The 23,404-nt window shown below is 64.4% G+C and carries 18 protein-coding genes; 2 read left to right on the top strand and 16 right to left on the bottom strand.

The genetic code is table 11. From position 1 onward, the window contains the following. Nucleotides 1-10: 10 nt before the first annotated feature. Together rpmF and SAJA_RS07890 are read right to left on the bottom strand one after the other, a co-directional pair. Nucleotides 11-196, bottom strand: coding sequence for a 50S ribosomal protein L32 (rpmF, locus tag SAJA_RS07895; protein ID WP_123658129.1), 186 nt, complete (start codon nt 194-196; stop codon nt 11-13). A 21-nt stretch (nt 197-217) separates the two neighbouring features. Continuing rightward, a complete protein-coding gene (locus SAJA_RS07890) occupies nt 218-772 on the bottom strand; it encodes a YceD family protein (RefSeq protein WP_123658128.1) in 555 nt (184 codons plus the stop codon). A gap of 112 nt (nt 773-884) precedes the next feature. Between SAJA_RS07890 and SAJA_RS07885 the strand changes: the two genes are divergently transcribed. After that, a complete protein-coding gene (locus tag SAJA_RS07885; protein ID WP_123658127.1) occupies nt 885-1,487 on the top strand; it encodes a Maf family protein in 603 nt (200 codons plus the stop codon). Nucleotides 1,488-2,019: 532 nt separating this feature from the next. On the opposite strand, the gene SAJA_RS07880 is transcribed toward SAJA_RS07885, so the two are convergent. Beyond that, a complete protein-coding gene (locus SAJA_RS07880; protein WP_123658126.1) occupies nt 2,020-2,688 on the bottom strand; it encodes an HAD family hydrolase in 669 nt (222 codons plus the stop codon). Further along, nucleotides 2,685-3,641 (bottom strand): RluA family pseudouridine synthase, encoded by a 957-nt coding sequence (locus SAJA_RS07875; RefSeq protein ID WP_123658125.1) that lies wholly within the window; start codon nt 3,639-3,641, stop codon nt 2,685-2,687. Before SAJA_RS07875 ends, SAJA_RS07880 begins: the two co-directional genes overlap by 4 nt. A 307-nt stretch (nt 3,642-3,948) precedes the next feature. On the opposite strand from SAJA_RS07875, the gene SAJA_RS07870 reads away from it, so the two are divergent. After that, nucleotides 3,949-7,284 carry an Rne/Rng family ribonuclease gene (locus SAJA_RS07870; protein ID WP_123658124.1) on the top strand — a complete coding sequence of 1,112 codons (3,336 nt, stop codon included), beginning with the start codon at nt 3,949-3,951 and terminating at the stop codon, nt 7,282-7,284. 69 nt (nt 7,285-7,353) lie between these two features. Here the strand turns inward: SAJA_RS07870 and SAJA_RS07865 are convergent, their stop codons facing one another. The 12 genes from SAJA_RS07865 to SAJA_RS07810 all read right to left on the bottom strand — a co-directional run bounded on the left by SAJA_RS07865 (nt 7,354) and on the right by SAJA_RS07810 (nt 23,070). Next, nucleotides 7,354-7,866, bottom strand: a complete 513-nt coding sequence (locus SAJA_RS07865) for a low molecular weight protein-tyrosine-phosphatase (protein ID WP_123658123.1) — start codon at nt 7,864-7,866, stop codon at nt 7,354-7,356. After that, a complete protein-coding gene (gene kdsB / locus SAJA_RS07860) occupies nt 7,863-8,603 on the bottom strand; it encodes a 3-deoxy-manno-octulosonate cytidylyltransferase (RefSeq protein WP_123658122.1) in 741 nt (246 codons plus the stop codon). Before kdsB ends, SAJA_RS07865 begins: the two co-directional genes overlap by 4 nt. After that, complete coding sequence (gene lpxK / locus SAJA_RS07855) at nt 8,603-9,631, bottom strand: tetraacyldisaccharide 4'-kinase (protein WP_221180167.1); 1,029 nt, start codon at nt 9,629-9,631, stop codon at nt 8,603-8,605. The genes kdsB and lpxK overlap by 1 nt, the downstream gene beginning before the upstream one ends. A gap of 3 nt (nt 9,632-9,634) precedes the next feature. Next, a complete protein-coding gene (gene msbA, locus SAJA_RS07850) occupies nt 9,635-11,407 on the bottom strand; it encodes a lipid A export permease/ATP-binding protein MsbA (RefSeq protein ID WP_245963264.1) in 1,773 nt (590 codons plus the stop codon). Nucleotides 11,408-11,528: 121 nt separating this feature from the next. Then, nucleotides 11,529-13,766: a DNA internalization-related competence protein ComEC/Rec2 gene (locus SAJA_RS07845; protein WP_123658121.1), complete on the bottom strand. Its 2,238-nt coding sequence runs from the start codon at nt 13,764-13,766 to the stop codon at nt 11,529-11,531. A gap of 60 nt (nt 13,767-13,826) precedes the next feature. Next, nucleotides 13,827-16,049: a DNA topoisomerase IV subunit A gene (gene parC / locus SAJA_RS07840; protein ID WP_123658120.1), complete on the bottom strand. Its 2,223-nt coding sequence runs from the start codon at nt 16,047-16,049 to the stop codon at nt 13,827-13,829. A gap of 98 nt (nt 16,050-16,147) precedes the next feature. Beyond that, a complete protein-coding gene (locus SAJA_RS07835) occupies nt 16,148-17,998 on the bottom strand; it encodes a sigma-54-dependent Fis family transcriptional regulator (protein ID WP_184999798.1) in 1,851 nt (616 codons plus the stop codon). Between the two features lie 177 nt (nt 17,999-18,175). Next, nucleotides 18,176-19,288 (bottom strand): glycerol dehydrogenase, encoded by a 1,113-nt coding sequence (locus tag SAJA_RS07830; protein ID WP_245963263.1) that lies wholly within the window; start codon nt 19,286-19,288, stop codon nt 18,176-18,178. Nucleotides 19,289-19,340: 52 nt separating this feature from the next. Then, nucleotides 19,341-20,117 carry an SDR family NAD(P)-dependent oxidoreductase gene (locus SAJA_RS07825; RefSeq protein ID WP_123658118.1) on the bottom strand — a complete coding sequence of 259 codons (777 nt, stop codon included), beginning with the start codon at nt 20,115-20,117 and terminating at the stop codon, nt 19,341-19,343. A gap of 34 nt (nt 20,118-20,151) precedes the next feature. After that, nucleotides 20,152-20,925, bottom strand: a complete 774-nt coding sequence (locus SAJA_RS07820) for an iron-sulfur cluster assembly protein (RefSeq protein ID WP_123658117.1) — start codon at nt 20,923-20,925, stop codon at nt 20,152-20,154. Further along, entirely contained in the window at nt 20,922-21,947 is a 1,026-nt protein-coding gene (locus tag SAJA_RS07815; protein ID WP_123658116.1) for an amidohydrolase family protein, read from the bottom strand. The genes SAJA_RS07820 and SAJA_RS07815 overlap by 4 nt, the downstream gene beginning before the upstream one ends. A gap of 79 nt (nt 21,948-22,026) precedes the next feature. Continuing rightward, nucleotides 22,027-23,070, bottom strand: coding sequence for an NAD(P)-dependent alcohol dehydrogenase (locus SAJA_RS07810; protein ID WP_123658115.1), 1,044 nt, complete (start codon nt 23,068-23,070; stop codon nt 22,027-22,029). Nucleotides 23,071-23,404 lie beyond the last annotated feature (334 nt).

The following is a 23,404-nucleotide window of genomic DNA, read 5'->3' as shown; positions in this document are numbered from 1 at the left end:
TTGTCGCTTGCTACGCGTCGTCCTGGGTCTCGATGACCTGACGACCGCGATAGAAACCGTCACGCGTGACATGATGACGACGATGCGTCTCGCCCGTGGTGGCATCCACCGACAGGGTCGGCGGGTTCATGCTGGCATGCGTGTTACGACGCTTGTCACGCTTGGAACGGGATTTACGGTTCTGTTGAACGGCCATAGCCTTGCCCTTGGGTTGTGTTCAGTCTGTCTCGTTGCTGTTGCCGGCTTTCAACGCCGACAACGCCGCGAACGGGTTGAGTTTTTCCGAATCGGGCACGTCCTCGATCGGTGCGCCCTGTTCCTTGTTTTGTTCATAAGCTGTCCGACAGCTCTGGCGATCACAGCGCACCGTGATCGGCAGCGCCAACAGCAGCTCGTCGTCGACCAGCGCATGCAGATCGAGCGTTTGGCCATCGGCCAGCATTGGCTCCCAGTCACGCGGCACGCTGGCTGCCGCCGTGTCGTCAGCCACGGCCATGCCGCGGATCGGTATATCCAGCGCCACGTCAGCCGCCTCGAGACACCGCTGACAGGGCAGCTTGAGATGCGCGCTGGCCCGACCTTCAACGATCACACGCCGTTGTGCGTCTTCTTCAAAACCCATCTCAACGGCGACGTCTGTTTCATGCGCCTCCACACAGACCGCTTGGGTACGCGGCAACGCGGATAACGCCAGTACGCCGGTCAGATCGGCCCTATCGAAAGCGGCACGCCGATAATCGATACGTCTTGGAATCGTGCCTGTCTTCGACATGGCGCGCGATGATAGGCGCGTGCGGCCAACGAGTCAAAAAATGGGTTGGCCGGGTTCGGCCTGTCGCCCGCCTCGTTTATGCTCGCAGACCACAGATCCACCGCCACTCGTCATGAGCGCAACTACACAAGTCGATACGCCGCCCATCATCCTGGCCTCCAGCTCGGTATTTCGGGCGGGCCTGCTCGAACAGATCGGCCTGGCCTTCACCACCGCATCGCCGGATATCGATGAATCCGCCCGAGACGACGAGCCCGCCGATGCCCTGGCCTGTCGCCTGGCCGAGGGCAAGGCCGCGAAGATCGCGCGAGAGCACCCCGAGGCGATCGTCATCGGCTCGGATCAGGTGGCCCACGTCAACGGGCGTATTCTGGGCAAACCCGGCACGCCGGCCAAGGCTCGTGAACAGCTGGCCTTTCAATCCGGGCGCACGGTGGCTTTTCATACCGGTGTATGTGTCATCGCCCCGGCCTTCGACACCCCGCGCGTGCATCTGGAAACCGTGCACACCACGTTTCGCCACCTCAGCGATATCGAAATCGCGCGCTATGTCGCCGCCGAAGACGTCACCGCCACGGCCGGCAGCATGAAAAGCGAGGGGCTTGGCATCACGCTGGTCGAGGCCATCGAATCCGCCGACCCAAGCGCCTTGGTCGGCCTGCCCCTGATCGCCGTACGGCGACTGCTGGCCGAGGCCGGCGTGGCCCTGCCTTGAGTGGGCCCGTCCGCAAATGAACGCCAATAAAAGCGAATGAATACAGGCGGGAAGACAATCCGCAGATTGCGCAGATGACGCAGATTGGCTGGCCGCTGTCACGAGCCTTGAGTCATCGAAGGCACGAGAGCAGTCGATCCCTAAGAAGCAGAATCTTTTAATCTGTGAAATCTGCGGATGAATGTTTTTCAGGATCAGCCGCAGATCCAGATCATCATCGTCTTAATCTGCGGCCATCGGCGTACATCGGCGGATTGTCTTCTTTCCATGGGCTTTTATTGACGTTCATACAGGAAAGACAATCCGCCGATTGCGCAGATGACGCAGATTGGTCGGTCGATGTCACAGGCTTCGAGTCATCGAACGCACGAGGCCAATCGATCCTAAAAAGAGCCAAATTTCTTAATCTGCGTAATCTGCGGATGAATGTTTTTCAGGATCAGCCGCAGATCGAGATCATCATCGTCTTAATCTGCGGCCATCGGCGTTCATCGGCGGATTGTCTTCCCGCCTGTATTCATTCACGACCGATCTATTCAGCCCCGCCCGCCAGACCGGCAAGCCAGGCCGGCAGACTGCCTACGCTGGGCAATACGGCGATCGCCCCGGCGCGCGTCAGGCGGGCCCGGTCGTGGACGCCGCTGCCCACGGCCACGGCGTCCACGCCGGCTGCGCGGGCCATGAACATATCGTATTCGGTATCGCCAACGACCAGCGCTTTCGAGGGCTCGGTGGCGGTGCGCAGCAACAGATCTTCGACCAGATTGGGCGCGGGTTTGGGCGCCGATTCGTCAGCACAGCGGGTGATATGAAACCACTCGCGGGCATTCGTGTCGGCCAGCGCACGGTCAAGCCCGCGTCGTGATTTACCGGTTGCAATCGCCAGCGTATAGCCGGCGGCCTTGAGTGCTTCCAGGCTGTCGAGCACGTCATCGAATAATCGCGCCCGGGTCTTGGGCCAGCCGTAGCGCGCTCGATAACTGGCCAGGCGTGCCCGGACCTTTGCGGGATCCAGCTCCGGCCAGAGCCGACCGAGAATATCCTGGATGCTCATGCCGATCAGCTCACGCATCTGGGCGGGGGTACGTTCCGGCAGGCCGGTATCCTGGATCGCCTGCTGTAGCGAGCCCACCAGGTCACCGGCTGAATCTGCCAGCGTACCGTCCCAATCGAAGATGATGAGGTCATAAGGCCCGCTCATTCGATCGGCTCCAGCCCGCGCAGGGCGGTTTCGAGATCTCGGGCCAGCGGTGCCTTGAACACACGCCGCTGGCCGTTGAAATCCAGCTGTATTTCTTCGGCGTGCAGAAACATCCGCGCCAGACCGTTGGCTTTCCAGCGCGCGGTGGCCGCGTTGGCGGCGTATTTGTCATCGCCGGCGACCGGATGACCACAGTGTGCGGCGTGTACCCGAATCTGGTGCGTGCGACCGGTTCGAATAGCCACCGACATGAGTGTGGCCCCGCGATAAGCCTGTTTGGGCGAAAAGATCGACAGGCTGGTCTTGCCCTGAACATGATCGACCGTGACCACGCGCTCGCCGGCCCGCTCGACGTCACGCGACAGGGGCGCGTCGACTTCGCGGATACCGTGGCGCCAGGCGCCTTCCACCAGCGCGAGATAGCGCTTCTGGGTGGCGACATCGTTCAGAGCGTCGCGCAGCGCGTCGAGTGCCGCGCGCGAGCGCGCCACGATCAGGACCCCGCTGGTCTGGCGGTCGATCCGATGCACCAGCTCGAAGTATTCATCCGGGCGTGCGGCGCGCAGCACCTCGATCAGGCCGAACCGCTGGCCGGTACCCGCGTGCACGGCCAGCCCGGGCGGCTTGTTGAACACGAGATAATCGGGTGTCTCGGTCATGATCGCCTCGGTGACGCGCGTCATTAACGCGTCCGGCGGACGCTCCAGCGCGCGCCTGGGCTTTTGCTTGACCGGCGGCAGACGCACGGTGTCATCGACTGCGATCCGCGTGGCCGGCTTGGCCCGGCCCTTGTTGATGCGCACTTCGCCGCTGCGAATGATCTTGTAGATACGCGATTTCGGCACGTCCTTGAAGACACGCAGCAGATAATTGTCCAGGCGCATGCCGTCGTCGTCGGGCGCGATCTGAACATAGCGGACTTGAGGGCGTTCGAAGGTCAGATTACACTCCAAAGGTCGCGCTGAGCGCGGCCACTCGACAACACGAGCCGGCCTGCGAGCGTCGACCGACAGTCTTTTTCGGAAATCCGCGGCCAGGTGGCAAAAGATATCACGCCACCACACGCGGCGATTTCCTTCGCCGAGTCAATCGTCTCGAATTTTTACACCATGCGCTCCTGTCTGAACGCCTTCATCTCGCTGCTGCTCGTGCTGATTCAAGCGACGCGCAAGACGGCCGATGTCGCGGATACGCGCCGCGGATATTTAATCGCAGGCGCGAGGCGGCCAGCCAGTCGAGCGCGTTACCGGATACCCCACAATGAAACGTATTTTGGTCAACGCCACCCAGCCCGAAGAGCTGCGCGTGGCGATCGTCGATGGACAGAAACTGCATGATCTGGATATCGAAGTCGGCTCCCGCGAACAACGCAAGGCCAACGTCTATAAAGGACGCGTAACCCGCGTCGAGCCGTCGCTGGAAGCCGCTTTCATCGACTACGGCGGCAATCGCCACGGTTTCCTGCCCCTGAAGGAAGTCGCCAAGGGCTATGTTCAAAGCGCCGGCGAGAACAACACCAAGCACATGCTGGCCGAGGGCCAGGAAATCATCGTGCAGGTGGAAAAAGAAGAGCGCGGCAACAAGGGCGCCGCCCTCACCACCTACGTGAGCCTGGCCGGACGCTATCTCGTCCTGATGCCCAACAATCCCAAGGCCGGGGGCGTGTCGCGTCGTATCGAGGGCGAAGAGCGCAACGAGCTGCGCGAAGCGCTCAATCAGGTCATGGTGCCCAACGGCATGGGCGTGATCGTGCGCACCGCCGGTGTCGGCCGCGGCTCGGAAGAGCTGCAATGGGATCTGGATTACCTGGTCAACGTCTGGAACGCCATCAACGAGGCCGCCGAGGCCGACAAGGCGCCGTTCCTGGTCTATCAGGAATCCAACGTCATCATCCGCGCGCTGCGTGACTACCTGCGTGATGACATCGGTGAAGTGCTCATCGATCAGCCCGAGGTCTACGAGACCGGCGAAGAGTTCATGAAACAGGTCATGCCGCATGCCCTGAACAAGCTCAAGCACTACACCGACAACACCCCGCTGTTCACGCGCTTTCAGGTCGAATCCCAGATCGAGTCGGCCTTCGAGCGCGAGGTCACCCTGCCCTCCGGCGGCTCGATCGTGATCGATCACACCGAGGCCATGACCTCGGTCGATATCAACTCGGCGCGGGCCACCAAGGGCGGCGGCATCGAGGAGACCGCGTTCAATACCAACGTGGAGGCCGCCGAAGAGGTCGCCCGCCAGCTGCGGATTCGGGATCTCGGTGGCCTGGTGGTCATCGACTTCATCGACATGGAGAACGCCAAGAACCAGCGCGAGGTCGAGAACCGGCTCAAGCAGGCCGCCAAATCCGATCGCGCCCGGGTACAGATCGGGCGGATCTCACGCTTTGGCCTGCTGGAAATGTCGCGCCAGCGCTTGAAACCGAGCCTGTCCGAATACTCCAGCCACGTCTGCCCGCGCTGCTTGGGCCGCGGCTCGATCCGTAGCGTGGAGTCGTTGTCGCTGTCGATCCTGCGCCTGCTCGAAGAAGAGGCCATGAAGCCGGGGACCGGTCGTGTCGTCGTGCAACTGCCTGTTCCCGTAGCCAGCTTTCTGCTCAACGAAAAACGCGCCGATCTGGAAAGCGTGGAAAACCGGGCCAAGACGCGGGTCACGCTCGTGCCCAACGTCGAGCTGGAAACCCCGCATTACGAGATCAAGCGTATTCGTGCCGACCAGCTCGAAGAAGACGAAAACGGCGTGGCCAGCCACAAGCTGGATACGCAGGTGGATATCGAGAAACCGGCCGAGCCCGACCACGCGGCCCTGCGCGCCAAACGCGAAGAGCCGGCCGTCAAACGCGTGGCGCGCCCGGATGCGCCGGTGGTCGATCAACGGGCCCCGGCCGAGGTCACCGGCATGACCGCCGGGCAGATGAACAACCCGCCGACCGCCTGGCAACAGCTCTGGGATGCCTTCCGTCGTATCTTCGGCGGCGAAGGCGAAATGGGTCAGGACCAACAACGCGACGCCCTGCCCCACGACACCCAACAACCCGCGCCGGCCGAACCCTCGCAGCCGAAACAGAAAGCCGCACCGGCCAAGAATCGCGGTAACAACGACAAGTCGAAAAAAGATAACGGCCAGAAAGACGGCCAAAAAGACGGTCAGAACAATGGCCAGGACAACGGCAAGAACCACGACAAGAACAACGGTGGCGCCAAACCGGCAAAAGCAGACACGGCGCAATCAAACGAAACCGACGACGACAGCGACGACAACAATCGTCGTAACCAAGGCCGTCGTGGCGGCCGACGTCGCGGCGGGCGCGGGCGCAATCGGCGTCAGAACGACGACAACGCCAACGACAACAACGCCGAGACAGACGCTCAGCCGGTGTCAGACGAGGCCGACAAGCCGGACAACACACCCGGCGGGCAAGGCGGCCAGAACAAGAAAAACAACGCACCGGGCAATAACAAGCCGGCCAACCCGGGCAATGCACAGAAAAACAAGCCTGCTCCGGCCACACCCGAGCCAGAGGCCGACCTGATCGCGCCTGCCGATACGCTGGACGACAAGAGCCGGGCGCGTCACAACATCGAGAAAGCCTCGGCGCGCCGGGCGGCCCAACAGCACCGGCCCGGTCAAGCCAATGACAGCACGGCCGAGGCCCCCGCGCCGGATACGTCAGACAAGCCGAATACGGCCAACGACGCGGCGGACGACAAAGACGCGGCCTCGTCGAACAACGATGCCGATCAGAACGCATCGAACGGCCGTGACCGTGGTGGCAAGAACAAGCCGCGCCCAGCCGAGACGGCCGAACAGCCGTCTGATGAATCACCGGGCGCAGACAAGGCCACCGAAGCTGACGCGCCGCAAGCCGCGGCCAAGCCGGCCTCGGGCAAGAAAAAACCCGAGCCCAAGGACGAGCCCTGGTCGGCGGTGACCGCCAGCGACAACGCCCGGCGTGCCTCGAACGCAGCCGGCGCCTCGACGGTCGACAAGCCGGCCGTGGCCCCGGCGGCCGAGCCGGCGACCCCGGCAGCCGAGGCCGACGACAACACGCCGACAACCGACGACGCGCCTGCCGCCACGCCGAAAAAGACCCGGCCGCGTCGCCCGCGCAAGCGCAAGAACAGCGCCGCTGCCACCGAGGCAGAGACCGATACGAGCGGCGACACCGAGGCCAACGAGACCGTAGCCGATGCCCCTGCACCGACTCCGGAAATCGAGAGCGATCAGCAGCCGGCCAAAGCCGTTGCCGAATCGCCAGTCGCTGAAGACGACTCGAGCCCGGCCGCCGAGCCCGCACCGGTAAGCACTACCGACGAAGCCACGCCGGAGCGTGCGTCTGATGAGCCCGTAGCAGCGTCTGAGCCCGATCAGGCCGACGAGGCCGCCAGTCAGGCGACGACCGATGAAACCCCGGATCCCGTCCAGGTCGAAACCCGGCCCGCTGCGCAACGCCCGGCCGAGCCGGATACGTCGCCGGCCGATTCATCCGCCGATACGCCGGCTGATGAAACTGAGGCGACCGACGATAACGCCGCTGACGGTACGGACGACCCGCTGGACGACAACGACGACGAAACGGGCTCGGCGCGTTAAGCGCGGTATGCTCGGATAGAACAGGCCGCTTTCGAGCGGCCTTTTTTATGCGCGGCGAAAGCCGCGCCGTCAGCCTTTGCCGGCGCGGCCGAGTTCGTCGGCCAGCCGCTCGGTCAGGGCGGTAACGCAGGTATCGATCATCGCAAAGACCTGGGCAAAACCCGCATCCCCGCCATAATACGGATCACCCACGGGTTGGCCGGCGTATTGCGCGCTGAAATCGCCCAGCAGATGGACACGGTTACGCCGTGATGTATCGTTACCGGCCAGCGCCAGCAGATCCGCCTGATTGTCATGATCCATGGCAATCACATAATCGAAACGATCCAGATCGCCCGGCTCAATCTTCTGGGCTCGCAGATCGGCAATATCGATACCGTGGGCCGCCGCCTCGGCGCGGGCACGCGCATCCGGCGCCGAACCGATATGCCAGGTGCCCGTGCCCGAAGACGCCACGTGAACCGCATCCGCGAGCCCGGCCTCGGCCAGTCGCTGGCGCAGCAGACCGTGCGCGGTCGGCGAGCGACAGATATTGCCCAGGCAGACCATCATCACTGACAGACGGGCATTATTCTGGTTCATGGGTTGGTCATCCTCTGTTCGACTTCAATCAAATCGGCCTCGGTATCCACGCCCGGGCCCGGCAAGGCGATCGCATCCACCAGGCTCAGCTGAAACCCGAGCTCGAAAGCGCGCAGCTGCTCCAGTGACTCGATCTGTTCCAGTACACCCGGCGGCGCGGCCGCAAAACGGACCAATGCCCCCACGCGATACGCATAGATGCCCAGATGCCGCCGGCCGGCCGAGAAATCGGTATTGGCGCTGTCGCGATGAAACGGTATCGGCGCGCGTGAGAAATACAGCGCCCGGCCGCCGGCGCCCACGGCCTTGACCACGTTGGGGTTGGCCCATTCCTCATGGCTTGTGATCGGCGTGGCCGCGGTGGCGATCTGGGCCTCGGTGTCCTGGACCAGGGCGATGCCGACCTGGTCGATCAAGGCCGGCGGCATCATCGGCTCGTCGGCCTGTACGTTGACCACAATCGCTTCCGGGGCCAGGCCCATGGCCGACACCGCCTCGGCGATACGATCACTGCCACATAAGTGATCGGCACGGGTCATGGCCACACTGGCGCCGGCCTCACGGGCCACAGCGGCCACGTCCTCATCGTCGGTGGCCACCCAGACCGAGGCCGCCCGGCTGGCCCGTGCCGCGGCACAGACATGGGCGATCATCGGGCGACCGGCGATCGGACGCAGAACCTTGCCCGGCAGCCGCGTACTGGCCAGCCGGGCCGGGATAACGACATGGAAAGACATCAGCGATTCTCTTTGTGGGTCGGTTCGAAAAACGGCGCGATCAAGCCGTCAAGGCGGGCAGCGAAGTCATCACTCAGGACCGCATCGGCCGGTACGGCCCAGAGCCGTGAATCCGTCATGTCGCGACACTTGATGGCATCCTTTTCGGTCATCAACACGGGCCGGTCGTCGCCAAAAACCAGATCGGCTGGCGTATAGCGGTGATGATCGGGCATGGGGTGTGCTTTCACATCGAGCCCGTGGGCCGTCAGTGCCGCGAAAAAACGGGCCGGATCCCCGATACCGGCCACGGCATGCACCGTCTGGCAGGCAAAATCATCCAGGGCGCAGCGTGCGTCGTCGACCAGTCGCCGTGCCGCGCGAACGGTCAGTTGATAATCACCGCCGGCGCCGTGTGCGGCTTCCAGATCCACCCGCGCCAAGCGCGCCAAAGGCTCACGCAGCGGTCCCGCGGGCAACAGCCAGCCGTTGCCATAACCGCGGGCGGCGTCGCGCACGGCGATCTCGGCCTGGCGGGCCAGCCGGTAGTGCTGCAGACCGTCATCGGCCACGATCACGTCGATATCCGGGTGGGCTGCGCACAGCGCCTGCGCGGCCGCCACGCGGTCGGGTGCCACAACAACCGGCGCACCCGTGCGCGTGGCGATCAGTACCGGCTCATCGCCGGCCTGGGCCGGCGCGGTATTCGCATCCACGGCCAGCGGATACGTTGCCGCGCGCCCGCCGTAACCGCGCGACACCACGCCAGCCCGCACGCCACGAGCCGCCAGGCGCGTGACCAGGGCAATCACCAACGGCGTCTTCCCGCTGCCGCCGACGGTGATATTGCCCACCACGATCACCGGTCGCGCGACGCGCCGGGTCTTGAACACCCCGTTTTCATAGGCTTTTCGGCGTAGCCAGACCAACGCGCCATACAGGCACGCCAACGGCATCAGCGCCATATAGGCTGATCGGGCATACCATCGCGCCTGGATACGCTGCGCCAACGCTTGCCACACGCCGGCGCTAGAACGTCGTGACGACACGTTCTATAGCGCGTCGGGCCGGGAGAACTGGATATCGTGCAGGCTGCGATAGTGCCCGCCGTGGGCCATGAGCGTGGCGTGATCGCCCTGCTCGACCAGCGCGCCGTCGTGCATGACCACGATACGATCGGCGTCCTGAATCGTGGACAGCCGATGCGCGATGACCAGCGTGGTTCGGTCGCGCATGAGATTATCCAGGCCTTGCTGAATCGCACGCTCGGACTCGGTATCCAGCGCCGAGGTGGCCTCGTCGAGAATCAGGATCGGCGCGTCCTTGAGCAAGGCCCGGGCAATGGCGATACGCTGGCGCTGGCCGCCGGAGAGCATGATGCCGTTCTGGCCCACCTTGGTGTCGTAGCCCTTGGGCAATGCCTCGATGAAGTCCGCGGCGTAGGCCCGGCGTGCGGCATCCTCGACCTGAGCCCGCTCGATGCCGCCCAGCGAGCCATAGGCGATATTGCCGGCGATGGTGTCGTTGAAAAGCACCACGTTCTGGTCAACCAGGCTGATCTGGCGGCGAAGATCGGCCAGTCGATAGTCAGTGATCGCATGCGTATCCAGACGAATCTCGCCGCGGTCATAATCATAGAATCGCGGCAACAGTGATAACAACGTCGACTTGCCGCTGCCCGAGCGCCCGACAAACGCCACGGTCTGACCCGGCTCGACCGAAAAGCCGATACCGCGCAACACGTCATGCTCGCTCGACGGATAGGCAAACGAGACATCATCGAACACGATCGAGCCGCGTGCGCGCGCAATCGACCGGTCGCCGTCATCGGGCTCGCCCGGTTCATCAATCAGCTCGAAGATCGCCCCGGCCGCGGCCATGCCGGACTGGATGGTGGCGTTGACGCTGGTCAGGCGCTTGATCGGGCCCATCATGCCCATCATCGCGCCGAAGAACGTGGCCAGATCCCCCGGCGTCATCACCCCACCGCCGGTATCGCGTACGGCGATGCCGACCACGAAGGCAATGGCGATCGCGGCAATGAACTGAATCACCGGCACGCTGGCGGCACTCGTGGTGGCCTTGCGCATGGCCATGCGCTGGTTCTTGCCGTTGACCCGCTCGAAGGCCTCGCGCTCGTGGCCCTCGCCGCCGAAGACCTTGACCACGCGCTGGCCGATCAGCACCTCTTCACTGATGTGCGTGATATCGCCCATCGATTGCTGGATGCTCACGCTGTAACGCCGAAAACGCTTGGACACGAGATTGACCACGAGGGCAATGACCGGCCCGACCAGCAGCGTGATCAGTGCCAGCGACCAGTTCACCCAGAACATCAGCAGGGTGAAGCCCACCACGCGCAGCGAGTCCTGAACCATGATGGTGATCGCACTCGTCGCCGCGCCTGAAATCTGGCTGGTGTAGTAGGTCAACATCGCCGTGGTGCGACCGGTGGCGTTCTTGTCGAAAAACGCCGCCGGCAGCTTCAGAAACTTGTCGAACACGTCGGTGCGTACGTTATAGACGACCCGATTGGCCACCCAGCTCATGCCGTAGCTCGATAGAAAGCCGGCAATGCCTCGACCGATGAACAGCCCCAGCATGAAAAACGGAATCCAGTGGATCATCCACGGATCGCGATCCACGATGCTGCCGTCCAGCAGCGGCTTGAGGATATAGATCAGCGCCGTGTCGGCACCGGCATAGAGCGCCATGCCGAGCCCCGCCAGACCCAACCAGCCCTTGTAGCGAAAGCTATAGCGCAACAGCCGCGGATAGATCTCGCCCAGCGGCATATCGGTATGGATCTTTTTCTTGCTGGCCACGTGCCGCGCTCCCTGTCGTCGATCGCCTGCGGACGGGCCTCGACGTGCCGATGGACGTTGCATGATAAAGACGCGCCCGGCCCGGGGCCAGCCGGCGCGCGTGCATCTGGACGATACGACATCACGGTGTCTGCCAGAAGCGCGGCGCCTGGCTGCGCCAACGCTGAATACGAAGCACGCCGGATGGCCAGGTCACACGAACCCGCCCGGCCATGGCCGTGTTGTAAAGCCGGATATCGCGCGCCGCGTAGCGGGCCATGACGCCCGGCCTGGGAAAGCCCCAGCGGTTGTGCCAGCCGCTGGATATCACCGCCGCCCGTGGCGCCACGGCGTCCAGCAACACACCCGATGACGATGTCGCACTGCCATGATGCGGCACGATCAGCACATCACTTGCCAGAGCATCCCTCGGCCAGGCCGCCACCAGCGCGCGCTCGGCGGCCTTCTCGATATCGCCGGTCAGCAACACGCTTCGACCACGCGCGCTGACCCGCAGTACACACGAGGCGTCGTTATCATCAATCACGGCGCGCCCTGGCGCCGGGGCCAGCACATGAAACGATACGCCGTCCCAGCGCCAGGCCATCCCGGCGCGACAGGGCCGTGCGCTCTCGGCCCCGAGCCGCCGGCCGATCGGAAAACGCTCGGCCAGCGCGGCTGCCCCGCCGATATGATCCATATCCCCGTGGCTGATCATCAAGGCATCGATCCGCCGGACGCCCACGTGGCTGAGAAACGGTGCCACGAGCATCGCCCCGGCATCAAAGCCGCTGCGATAGGCCGGCCCGGCATCGAATACCAGCGTGTGGGCGGCCGTGCGTACGACCGTCGACAAGCCCTGGCCAACGTCGAGTACATCAACGGTGAACGCCCCGGCGGCCGGCGGCGCCGTGCCCGGCCGTACCCCCAGCACCAGCGGTAACAACAGCCACAGCCCGAGCGCACGCAGCCGTACCGGTAGCGGCAAGGCCAGCCACCCCACCCCCGTCATCGCCAACACGAGCACCACGAGGGCCGAGAGCACGCTGGCCAGCGCGGCCAGCTCGAAGTGGGCGGCCCACGCCAGGCCTTGCCAGCCGATATCGAGCGCCTGTGCGACCCAGCCCAGCACAAGCCCGCCCGGCCCGGGCGCGACGAGCGCTGCCAACACCGCCAGCAGCACCGCCGGCACGAAGACCGTCGCAGCCGGAATGAGCAGCCCGTTGATCAAGGGCGCGATGAGCGATGCCTGGCCGAAGAACCAGAGCGTTATCGGGGCCAGAGCGGCCACCAGCCCCAGCTGATAGCCGATCCAGCGGGCCCACCACGGCCCGCGTATCCAGCCGGCCAGCACGATTAGCCAGGCCACCGCGCCGAACGAGAGCCAGAAACCGGGCGCGGTGACCGACGGCGGCGCGACAACGATCACGGCCAGAGCGGCCGCGGCCAACGCACGCGATGCACCGATCTCGCGCTCCACGGCGACTGCCAGCAGTCCGACGCTGACCATGACCAGAGCGCGCTGTGTCGGCAATGCCCAGCCGGCCAGGCCGGCATAGCCACAGGCGCCGATAAACGCCAGACCACAGGCGATCACACGCGCATGAAACCGTGCCGGGCTACGCAGCGCCAGCCAACGCGCCACAAGGAAAAGCAGCCCGGCGATCAGGCCGATATGCAGCCCGGAAATCGCCACCAGATGAGAGGTGCCGGTCGCTCGCAGCACCGCCCACTGGTCATCATCGATATGCTGGCGCACGCCAAGGCTCAAGGCCTCGACGATGCCCCTCATTGGCGAGGCCTCCAGCACAGGCGCGATACGGGCCAGGGCCGCCCCGCGCAGCCGGTCCAGCGAATACACGGGCCCGGCGCTACAGCCCAGATCCTGTTTCACATAGCCCGTGGCATCGATGCCCTCACGCCAGAGCCAGGCGGTGTAATCAAAGCCGCCGGGATTGGCCGAGCCGTGCGGCGTGGAGAGTTTGGCACGAACGGCCATACAGTCTCCGGCCTGCAACGCCGGTGCATCGCGATACCAGGACAGACGATATCGGCGACCATCGTCACCGGCCACACGAAACCGGGTTCGCGTGGGTTCCACTTCGGGCAAGGTCACGACATGCCCGCGCACCTGCGTGACCGTGCCGTCACGGGCAACGGGCAGGCGATCGGCCATGCGCCATTGGGCATCCACGAGCGTCCAGGCGGCGATCAAACCGAGCGTGGCCACCAGCATGCGCCCGGGGAAGCGCCACAGACAGACGATCAGCAGCGGCACACACCAGAGCGGTGAGACCAGCGTGGGCAGGCGATAGATTAGCAGCACGACGAGCACGCTCGCCGCGGCAATCAGCCGTATATCGCCTGCCAGCCCTCGCACGCTCGACGTGCCCCCACACGTGTCTTGTGCTCAGACGCTAGAACATTCGAGCGTTTTCGGCTACCCGTCCACCCCGAGCGCATGCACCGAGGTGAACCCACGCGGCAGCTGCTGGCCGCGCGCGGCACGTGCCCCGCGATAGGCCTCGCGCTCGGCCGATTTCAGGCTCTTGTAGCGCTTGCCGCTGTAGACGATCAGCGTGGCCGTGCGCGCCAGGGCCTGAACGGCCACGATGCTTTCACCAGTCTTGAGCGCGATCAGCTTGTTGCCCTTGCCCTTGGCAAGCTGTGGCAGATCGGCCAGGGCCACGCACAACAGATGCCCGGCACTGGTCACCACGCACAGCTCGGCCTCATCGGCGGCCGTGGTCGTCGGCGCGAGCGATGCCCCGTTCTTGCCCGGCGACAGCGTGGCCTTGCCCGCTTTCTGGCGGCTGGCCATATCGGCCAGCGTCGTTGCGAACCCGTTACCGGCGGTCGAGGCCAGAACACAGGTCAGCGTCTCGTCGCCGATGGCCACACCCACGAAACGCGCGCCGTTGGCCGGGTTGAGCGAGCCGGTCAAGGGCTCGCCCTGGCCGCGGGCCGAGGGCAGCTTGTGCGCGGCCAGGCTATAACTGCGCCCGGTCGAATCCAGCACGATGAGCGCCTGATTGGTACGGCCCGCCGCATGCGCCAGATACGCATCGCCCGTGCGATAGTTCAAGCCCTCGGGGTCGACGTCGTGGCCCTTGGCCGCCCGGATCCAGCCTTCGCGCGAGAGCACGACGGTCACGGCTTCGCTGGGTAACAGATCCGCCTCGGACAAGGCACGGGCCTGTTCGCGCGCAACCAGCCGGCTGCGGCGCTCGTCGCCGTAGGTCTCGGCGTCGGCGGTGATCTCGTCGGCGATCAGTTTCTTGAGTTTTTTCTCCGAGCCCAGGAGCGCTTCGAGTTTCTTGCGCTCGGCGTCCAGGGTGTCCTGCTCGCCGCGGATCTTGAACTCTTCGAGCTTCATCAAGTGGCGCAGGCGCAGGTTGAGGATCGCATCGGCCTGCACGTCAGTGATCTCGAAACGCGCCATCATCACGTCCCGCGGCTCATCTTCGGTGCGGATGATATGAATCACCTCGTCGATGTTCAGATACGCCGTCAGCAACCCTTCGAGGATATGCAGCCGGTCGACGACCTGATCCAGCCGGTATTCCAGGCGCCGGCGTACCGTGGCCGTACGATAGCTCAACCATTCGGCCAGCAGATCCCGCAGATTCTTGACCTGGGGCGCGCCGTCCAGGCCGATGACGTTGATATTAGCGCGGACGTTCTTTTCCAGCCCGGTGGTGGCGAACAGATGCGCCATCATGGCCTCGGTATCCACGCGGTTGCTGCGCGGCACGATCACCAGGCGGGTCGGGTTTTCATGATCCGACTCGTCGCGCAGGTCCGAGACCATCGGCAGCTTCTTGGCCGCCATCTGTGCCGCGATCTGTTCCAGCACCTTGGCGCCCGAGGTCTGAAACGGCAGCGCATCGATCACCACCTCGCCGGCCTCGATCTGATAAGTCGCGCGTACCTTGATCTGGCCATTGCCCGTGGCATAGAGCCGGCGCAGCTCGGCGGCCGGGGTGATGATTTCTGCGCCGGTCGGGAAATCCGGGGCCGGCATGTGGGTCATCAGGGCGTCGAGATCGGCCTCCGGATGCGCCAACAGATGAATCGTCGCGGCGGCCACCTCGCGCAGGTTGTGCGGCGGAATATCGGTGGCCATGCCCACGGCGATGCCCGTGCCGCCGTTCAAAAGCACGTTGGGCAGGCGCGCGGGCAACGTGGCCGGCTCGTCCAGCGTGCCGTCGAAGTTGGGCTGCCAATCGACGGTGCCCTGGCCCAGCTCGGCCAGCAGCGTGGCGGCATAGCCGGTCAGGCGCGACTCGGTGTAGCGCATGGCCGCGAACGATTTCGGATCATCCGCCGTGCCCCAGTTGCCCTGCCCGTCGACCAGCGGATAGCGATAGGTGAAAGGCTGGGCCATGATCACCATGGCCTCGTAGCAGGCCGAATCGCCGTGCGGGTGGAACTTGCCGATCACGTCACCCACCGTGCGCGCCGCCTTCTTGGGCTTGGAGGCCGCCGACAGGCCCAGCTCGCTCATGGCATAGACGATACGCCGCTGGACCGGCTTCAAGCCGTCGCCGACGTGCGGCAGCGCCCGGTCAAGGATGACGTACATCGCATAGTCGAGATACGCCTTCTCGGCAAAGGCATTGAGCGGCAGGCGTTCACTGTCCTGATCGTGCGTGGTGGCCATCGGGTCTCGCAGACGGATCGGTTGGCAGAAACCGACAGTGTGTCGGCGCTGCGAACGTTAACCGTCGGGCCACAGCTACCGCAAGCTGTCGCGACAATTCATGGTGTTGCCGACAAATGCTTGTACACGGTGGTACGCGATACGCCGAGTCGCCGAGCGGCCGCCGCGATGTTGCCGGCCTCGGCGGCCACGGCCTCGCGCACATCGTCATCGCCGACCGCCTGACCCGCGCTTGCGCGGCTGCCAGTGGCGCTACATGGGGCACGCGGGTGCAAGCAGGCGTGCACGGCATCGGCCGGGATCGTCTGTGCCGGCGTGGCCAGCACCAGCTGTGTGATCACGTTGCGCAGTTCTCGAATATTGCCCGGCCAGTCGTGGGCGGCCAAGGCCGCCAGCGCATCGGCGGACAACGTTTTGCTTTCATCCACGCCGGTCAGCAGCGCCTGCGCGATAGCGCGGCAATCCGAACGCGCACGCAGCGGGGCCAGCGACACACGCGCCACGCGTATCCGATGCAACAGATCAGCGCGAAAGCTGCCCGCCTCGACCGCGGCATCGAGATCACGATAGGTCGCAGTGACGAGCTGTACATCCACGGTTTGCGAAACATCGCTGCCCACCGGGCGTACGTCCCAGGTATCGATCAGGCGTAACAGATGCGCCTGTAGGCGATGCGGCATATCGCCGATTTCATCGAGAAACAGCGTGCCACCGTCGGCCTGGCGCACCAGGCCGCGCCCGCCCTCGGCGCGGGCGCCGGTATAAGCGCCCGGCGCATGGCCGAACAGTTCGGCCTCGATCAGCTCCGCCGCCAAGCCGGCACAGTTCACGGCCACGAACTCGCCGACGCGCTGGCTGGCCGAGTGCACGTGTCGCGCGGCCTGCTCCTTGCCAGTTCCGGTTTCGCCCTCGATAAGCACGGGCACGCGATAGCGGCTTGCCCGCCCCGCCAAATCCAGCGCGGCCTTGATGTCGGCATCATCAGCGATATAGCGCGCCTGCCCCGCCCCCGCCGCGGGGCTATCGGCGGGTGCCGGCGACTGGCAGAGATAAAGCGTGGCCGTCAGCCAATGGCCGTCGTGATCGACCAGCTCCACAAAACCGGCCGGCGGGCGAATCGTATCGACGAGCGTGTCGAGCGATTGACGAAACAGCGCCGAAAAATCGGTACCCGGCACCATCAGGGCATGCGCAAACAGCTGGCGCGCCCCGGCACTCGTCGCGCGCAGCCGCCCATCCGGTTCGAAAGCCAGGGCGATGGCCGACTGTGTTGCCGGGCCGACCTTCATATCGAGCATCACCACGTGCGCGTCGTGATGGCGTTGCCGAAACAGCTCGGTCTGGACATGCCCGCCGGCCATCTGCATCAGGCCCAGCGTATAAGCCAGCGCGTGCGAGTCCACGGCCGTTTCAGCCGTGGCATCGATGATCGCGCGCAGCTCGCCGTCCGCGCCGAAGATCGGCGTGGCGATACAGACCAGGCCACGATAGGTTTCAAGATAGTGGTCGGCGCCGGCAACGACCACGACACGACCGGCGGCCGCGGCGGTGCCGACCGCATTGGTGCCGTGGGTGTCCTCCAGCCAGCAGTAACCCGGCGCCAGCTCACCGGCGCTGCTGACCGAGTGATCATCGCTGGGCAGGCAATCGAGGATCACACTGTCCGGATCAGCCAGCGTAAGTGTGAAGCCGCGCGCGCCCAGCTGATCATGCAACAGCCGCATCTCGGCGAGCGCCAGCGAACGCACATCGGCCGTTGCCGCATAGAGCCGCTCGAGACGCCGCGCCGAAACACGCCGTGCACGCGGGCGCTCATCACAACCCAGCCCCGCCGAGCGACAGCGGCGCCAGGAGTCTCGAATGGCACGAACGTTCTGTTGCAGCAACGGCTGGTAGGCCGCCAGCAACTGTTCCGGCTCGGCGCCATCGGCGACAAAGGTCTGTGACATGACAGGCTCACCGTAATCCGTTGCCCGCAGCGGCGCCTCGGGCACTGGCTTTGCGACAATACGGCGCTTTACGACGGCATGCGCGGCCGCCCGCGCCGATGATTGTTGTTCAACCCCAGACTTCGTCACGTGAGCACGCTCGTCTACTCGACCATCGGCTACCTTGCCCATCCTGGGCTATCTTCGGGCCAGCGCATCCACGGCCTTGATCGCGGCCACAATATCGGCCGGCGCAAGCGCATAGGCCACGTTATGGCTGGACTCGGGCGCGGCAAGCGCGGTTTCGGCCACGCGATACAGATCGTCGTCGCTGACGTTCTCGAGCCCGGCATCAGCCAGCGTGACCGGCAGATCGAGCGTTTTATAGAGCGCGAGATAACGCGCGAATTCGGCGCTTGGCGCCGCTTCAAGCACGAGTTGCACGAGCGTGCCGTAGGCGACCTTCTCACCGTGTGTGAGCTCATGTATCGGGCCGTGCAGTGCGGTGAAGCCGTTGTGCACGGCATGGGCCACGGCCAGACCACCGCTTTCAAAGCCCAGCCCCGAAAGCAGGGTATTGGCCTCCACCACGGCGTCCAGCGCGGGGGTGACGACCCCGGCCTGATTGGCCGTAAAAGCGGCCTCGGCATGCTCGAACAACACCGCCTCACAGCGCTCGGCAATGGCCGTGCCGAGGATTGTAGGCCGACCACCCACCATGTTCTGTGCGCCGGCCTGGGCCACGGCACGTGCCTCGATCCAGGTCGCCAGGGCATCCGCGATACCGGAGGCCAAAAAGCGTGTCGGGGCGGCCGCAATGAGCGTGGTGTCGACCAGCACTAGATCCGGGTTGCGTTCATAGAAGCGATACGCCTCGAACGCCCCGTCGTCGGTATAGATCACCGATAGCGCGCTGGTTGGCGCATCGGTGGATGCCGTGGTCGGCAGAATCACGCACGCCAGCCCCAGCGTATTGGCCACACCCTTGGCCGTATCCATCGTCTTGCCGCCGCCAAAGCCAACCACGGTATTGACGCCCGCACTGCGGATATCCTCGGCAATACGCTCGATTTCAGCGCTCGATGCCTCGCCGTTGAAACGGACACGGGCATACGTCACATCCGCAGTATTCAGACTGGTGGCCAGCTTCTTGCCGGCCATGTCCCAAACGAAATCGTCGGCGATGACCGTAATACTGTCGCCGAGACGCGCGATCGCGGCCCCGGCCTCATTCAACGCATCGGCGCCCTGGATATAGCGCGACGGGCTGGCAAACACCATGGGCCGGCGCGCGTTGGTTGCATCTGGCATGAAGAGTCTCCACGGCCGGCCCTGCAGTTGGACCGGCCGTCTGCTGCTGTCGTTACAACGAGAAACCGCCATCCACGGCGATCGCCTGGCCGGTCACGTGCTCGGCACTGGCCAGATAGACGGCCAGCCCGCCCATGTCCTCGGGCGTCTGGGCTACGCCCTGCGGCAGGAACGTGGCCTGATGGCGTGCCCAGGAGTCTTCCTCGGACTCGCCTTCTTCTCGCCAGGCATGGGCCAACCCGTGCTCACCGCGCCACATGCCGGTGCCCACGATGCCGGGGCACAGCGCGTTGACGGTGATGCCCTCGTCGGCCACTTCCTTGGCTACCGCGTTGGAAAAGCCGACCACGGCGAACTTGGAGGCACAGTAGTGCGACAGATCGGGCAGGCCCACCTTGCCGCAGATCGAGGACACGTTGATCACGCGGCCGAACCGGCGCGGGCGCATCACGTTGATCTCGGCCTGGGTACACAGAAACACCCCGCGCGCGTTCACTGCCATCAACGAATCCCATTTCTCGGCGTCAAGTTTGTCGACGCCCATGATGCTGATCACCCCGGCGTTATTGACCGCGATATCCAACGGCCCAACACGGGATTCGGCTTCGTTGACCATCGCCTCGATCGAGTCGGCCTGGGTGACGTCGACTTCAATGGCGGCCGACTTGCGCCCGAGTGCCTTGACCTTCTCGCTGGTCTCTTCGGCGATCGCGAGATCCACGTCCGCGGCCACGATATTCGCACCGGCTTGTGCCAGGGCCAGCGCAATGCCCTGACCAATACCCCGGCCGGCGCCGGTGATCAGTGCTGTTTGGTTATCGAGTTGCATGCTGTTCTCCTCGGTTTATGTTTCTTCGATTGGTTTAGCGCGCCAATGCCTGGCCCGCGGCGCTGTCGGTGCTGGCAACTTCGCGTTGGCGCACGGCCAGCACGCGACTGCACAACGTCGCGTTGAACTCGCTGTTCATACGAATCGATTGAATATGACGTCGATGGGCATCCAGATCGTCGGCGGCAATGGCCTTGCCGGCGGCGGTGACGAACGCGATTTCCCGGCCATCGCCGCGATAGCCCTGGCCGCTGAAATCCCCCGGCGTATGCGACCGGCGCATGGCCAGATAGCGCTCGCGCAGATGCAGGCCTCGGGCATCGGTCAGCGTGTACGCCGCCAGATCGGCGACCGTCCAGGCCACGAGTGTTTCTCGAGAAACACCGTGGGCGAGCAGCCACCCCATCAGGCGTTCCTGGCGCGACATGAAGGCCTTATAGCGAAACGTCGCCCGCAGCTCGGTGAGCCCGCCGCTGGCCTCGTGGCCACAGGTATCCTGAAACGAGGCGTTGTCGGCCAGCCCGCGGTTGATTTCGTCGGCATAGAAATGATCGAGCAGGCGCACGCTAACGTGCTGCGTCCAGGCCAACTCGCCCAGCCGCTCGGCCATGTCGTTGCCCATCATGAAAGCGAAGTTGGCGGCACACCAATAAGTCGGCAGGCGATAGGCCACGCTCACGTCACCGCGGATCGCATCCACCTCGAACTCGGTGATGAAGCCCAGCTCGGTGACCGATTGATCCAGCTCCGGATCGGTGACCTCGCCGATCGCCGCCCACGCCTGGGCCCGCCGCGCGGGCGCGTTCACGCGACCTCCGCCGTGGCGAAGGCATCGCCGGCCAGCGCTTTCTTCTTGGCCTCGATATCGATGCCGTAGAGCCGGGCCGCGTTTTCGCCGAGCACCTTGCGTTTGATATCGGGCGTGAGCTGGATGCCCGTGTCTTCGACCATTTCCGTGGGGATCTGGAAATCCACGAACTGCTCGACCAGCCAGCGCGGGTGCCAGATGGCATAGTCGCTACCGAACAGGATGCGATCCTCGCCGATCCAGAACAGCAGCTCGGACATGATGCGGCCGAAGTATTTGGGCCGGGCGTGCACGAACGGCATCGCCACCGCCATGCCGCCATAGACGTTGGGCTCCTGGGTCGCGATCCAGCAGAAATCATCCAGCCGGGGCAGGCCGATATGCTCGACGATGAAATTCAGCTCGGGAAAATCGGTCGCGACATGATCCACGTCCTTGACGTCGAAAGCGTCCCGATCCAGCGGCAGAATCGTCGGGCCCTTGTGGATATGGATGTTCTTGATGCCACGCTTCTGACAATGCTCCAGACAGCGATACGACCAGTCGTCGTTCAGACTCCAGCCGCGTGATTGGCCCTTCCACTCGGCGGTATAGAGCTTGATGCCGGCGATTTGATAGTCATCGACCAGATAATCGATGTAATCCAGCGCGGCCGCGCCGTCGCGGGGGTCGAACGAGCCGTTGAGAATGAAGCGCTCGGGAAACTCCTGCTTGATCAGATCGCAGCGCTCGGTGGTATTGAAGCCCTCGTGATAGAAATCCTTGAGGTAGGTCGGCTGAAAGATAGCCATATCGTCATAGCCGTCGACGAACAGATCGTCGAGCATCGTCTCGCGGCCATAGTTGCGGAATTTCTCGTCGCCCCAGATGTATTCATCCGGGCTCAGGCCTTTCTGATAATCATGGAAACAGTTGACGAACTCCTCGCCGTGGCGGTTCTTCTGATTGGCTTTGCTGGCATCCCAGTAATGGATATGCCCGTCGATGATGAAATACTGCTCGCCGTCGGGTGCGGTATACATGTTGTCCTCCTGCTCGCGATCGACCGCTGGCGGCCGATCCGTTGTATGGGCTTCTGGCCCTGAGATTGTCGGTTTTGGGTTATGGAATGAGTACGGCACGCCCCGGCACCTGGCCGGCGTCCAGATCGTGCAGCGCCTGGTTAGCCTCGGAGAGCTTGTATTCGCGGGTTGCGAGATCCACCAGGCCGCGGTCGGCCATCTCCATGAGCTCGACCAGTTCGGGATAAGTGCCCACGAGATTGCCGACGATGGATTTTTCCGAGACGACCATCTCCATCGTGGGTATCTCCAGCCGGCCGCCGTAGCCCACGATGTAATACGTCCCGGCGTCACGCGTCATCGCCAGGCCGTTGGCCACGGCGTTGCCCTCCCCCACGAAATCGATGACGGCCTCGGCGCCGTAGCCCTTGGTGAGCTCCTTCACGCGCTCGATCTCGTTGCCATCGGCCAGAACGGTATGGGCCACACCAAAGTTCTCGGCGTGTTTGAGTGCCCCTTCGGCACGATCAACCACGATGATGTCGGCTGCACACAGGGACCGGAGCACCTGGATGCCGATATGGCCCAGCCCGCCGGCGCCGATCATCACCGCGGTCTGACCGGGCTCGAGCTGCTTGGCCGCTTTCTTGGCCGCGCGATAGGCGGTCAGCCCGGCATCGGAATACGGGGCCACGTCCTTCGGGGCCAAAGTATCGGGCAGGCGCACGAGCGTGCGTTCATGCGTGCGCAGATAGTCGGCGTAGCCGCCGTCGCGGGTCAGCCCGGGGAAGGCTTGGTCCTCGCACTGCATGTCGTGACCGCGTCGGCAAGCCAGATCGTGGCCACAGGTCACCAGCGGATGACAGATCACCGCGTCGCCCGGTTTGAAGCCCGTGACGCCGGCGCCGACCGCCTCGACCCAGCCCGCGTTTTCATGGCCCATGATGTAGGGCAGCTGGACTTCCGAAATTTCCTGCCAGAGACCTTCGATCACATGCAGATCGGTGCGACACACGCCGGCACCGCCCACGCGCACGATCACTTCTCGCGGATGCGCGATCGCCGGATCGGCGACGTCTTCATATTCGACCCAGCGCCTATCGGTCACCTCGGGGTCGTATGTTTTGAGCACGGCTGCCTTCACGACTGTCTCCTTTCGTAACGTACGAAAAGAGGCGCAAGGCACATGCCAGGATTAAGGCAGCATCTAAGTCTTTGATTTAATTGAACGCCGGACGCAGCAGGCTGTTCATCCGGTGTCCACGCGAACGTTCACGGTGGACAGTCTGGACACCCGCGCCTGGACACCGGCGTCCAGGTGCGGAGAGTCTGTCGGGCGGTATTAGGGCCTGTTGCCGTTTCATGCGAGCCCGCGTTGGCGTCCGCAAATCGTGTCCTGCAAGGCGCGAGTCGCCGTGTCGTGGCGTGCCACGATCAAGACTCGCAACGCCGCAGGGCGCGATTTGCGGCCCAACCCT

This window comes from Salinisphaera japonica YTM-1, assembly GCF_003788585.1.
GTDB classification, from domain to species: Bacteria; Pseudomonadota; Gammaproteobacteria; order Nevskiales; family Salinisphaeraceae; genus Salinisphaera; species Salinisphaera japonica.
This window is presented reverse-complemented; position numbering and strand designations above follow the sequence as displayed.

Coding starts and splice junctions, on each gene's coding strand:
- kdsB (WP_123658122.1), bottom strand. CDS start 8,603: ATGTCTTTCCATGTCGTTATCCCGGCCCGGCTGGCCAGTACGCGGCTG.
- SAJA_RS07865 (WP_123658123.1), bottom strand. CDS start 7,866: ATGAACCAGAATAATGCCCGTCTGTCAGTGATGATGGTCTGCCTGGGC.
- SAJA_RS07890 (WP_123658128.1), bottom strand. CDS start 772: ATGTCGAAGACAGGCACGATTCCAAGACGTATCGATTATCGGCGTGCC.
- SAJA_RS07825 (WP_123658118.1), bottom strand. CDS start 20,117: ATGCAACTCGATAACCAAACAGCACTGATCACCGGCGCCGGCCGGGGT.
- SAJA_RS07815 (WP_123658116.1), bottom strand. CDS start 21,947: ATGTATACCGCACCCGACGGCGAGCAGTATTTCATCATCGACGGGCAT.
- SAJA_RS07880 (WP_123658126.1), bottom strand. CDS start 2,688: ATGAGCGGGCCTTATGACCTCATCATCTTCGATTGGGACGGTACGCTG.
- SAJA_RS07870 (WP_123658124.1), top strand. CDS start 3,949: ATGAAACGTATTTTGGTCAACGCCACCCAGCCCGAAGAGCTGCGCGTG.
- SAJA_RS07830 (WP_245963263.1), bottom strand. CDS start 19,288: ATGCCAGATGCAACCAACGCGCGCCGGCCCATGGTGTTTGCCAGCCCG.
- SAJA_RS07835 (WP_184999798.1), bottom strand. CDS start 17,998: ATGTCACAGACCTTTGTCGCCGATGGCGCCGAGCCGGAACAGTTGCTG.
- parC (WP_123658120.1), bottom strand. CDS start 16,049: ATGGCCACCACGCACGATCAGGACAGTGAACGCCTGCCGCTCAATGCC.
- SAJA_RS07885 (WP_123658127.1), top strand. CDS start 885: ATGAGCGCAACTACACAAGTCGATACGCCGCCCATCATCCTGGCCTCC.
- rpmF (WP_123658129.1), bottom strand. CDS start 196: ATGGCCGTTCAACAGAACCGTAAATCCCGTTCCAAGCGTGACAAGCGT.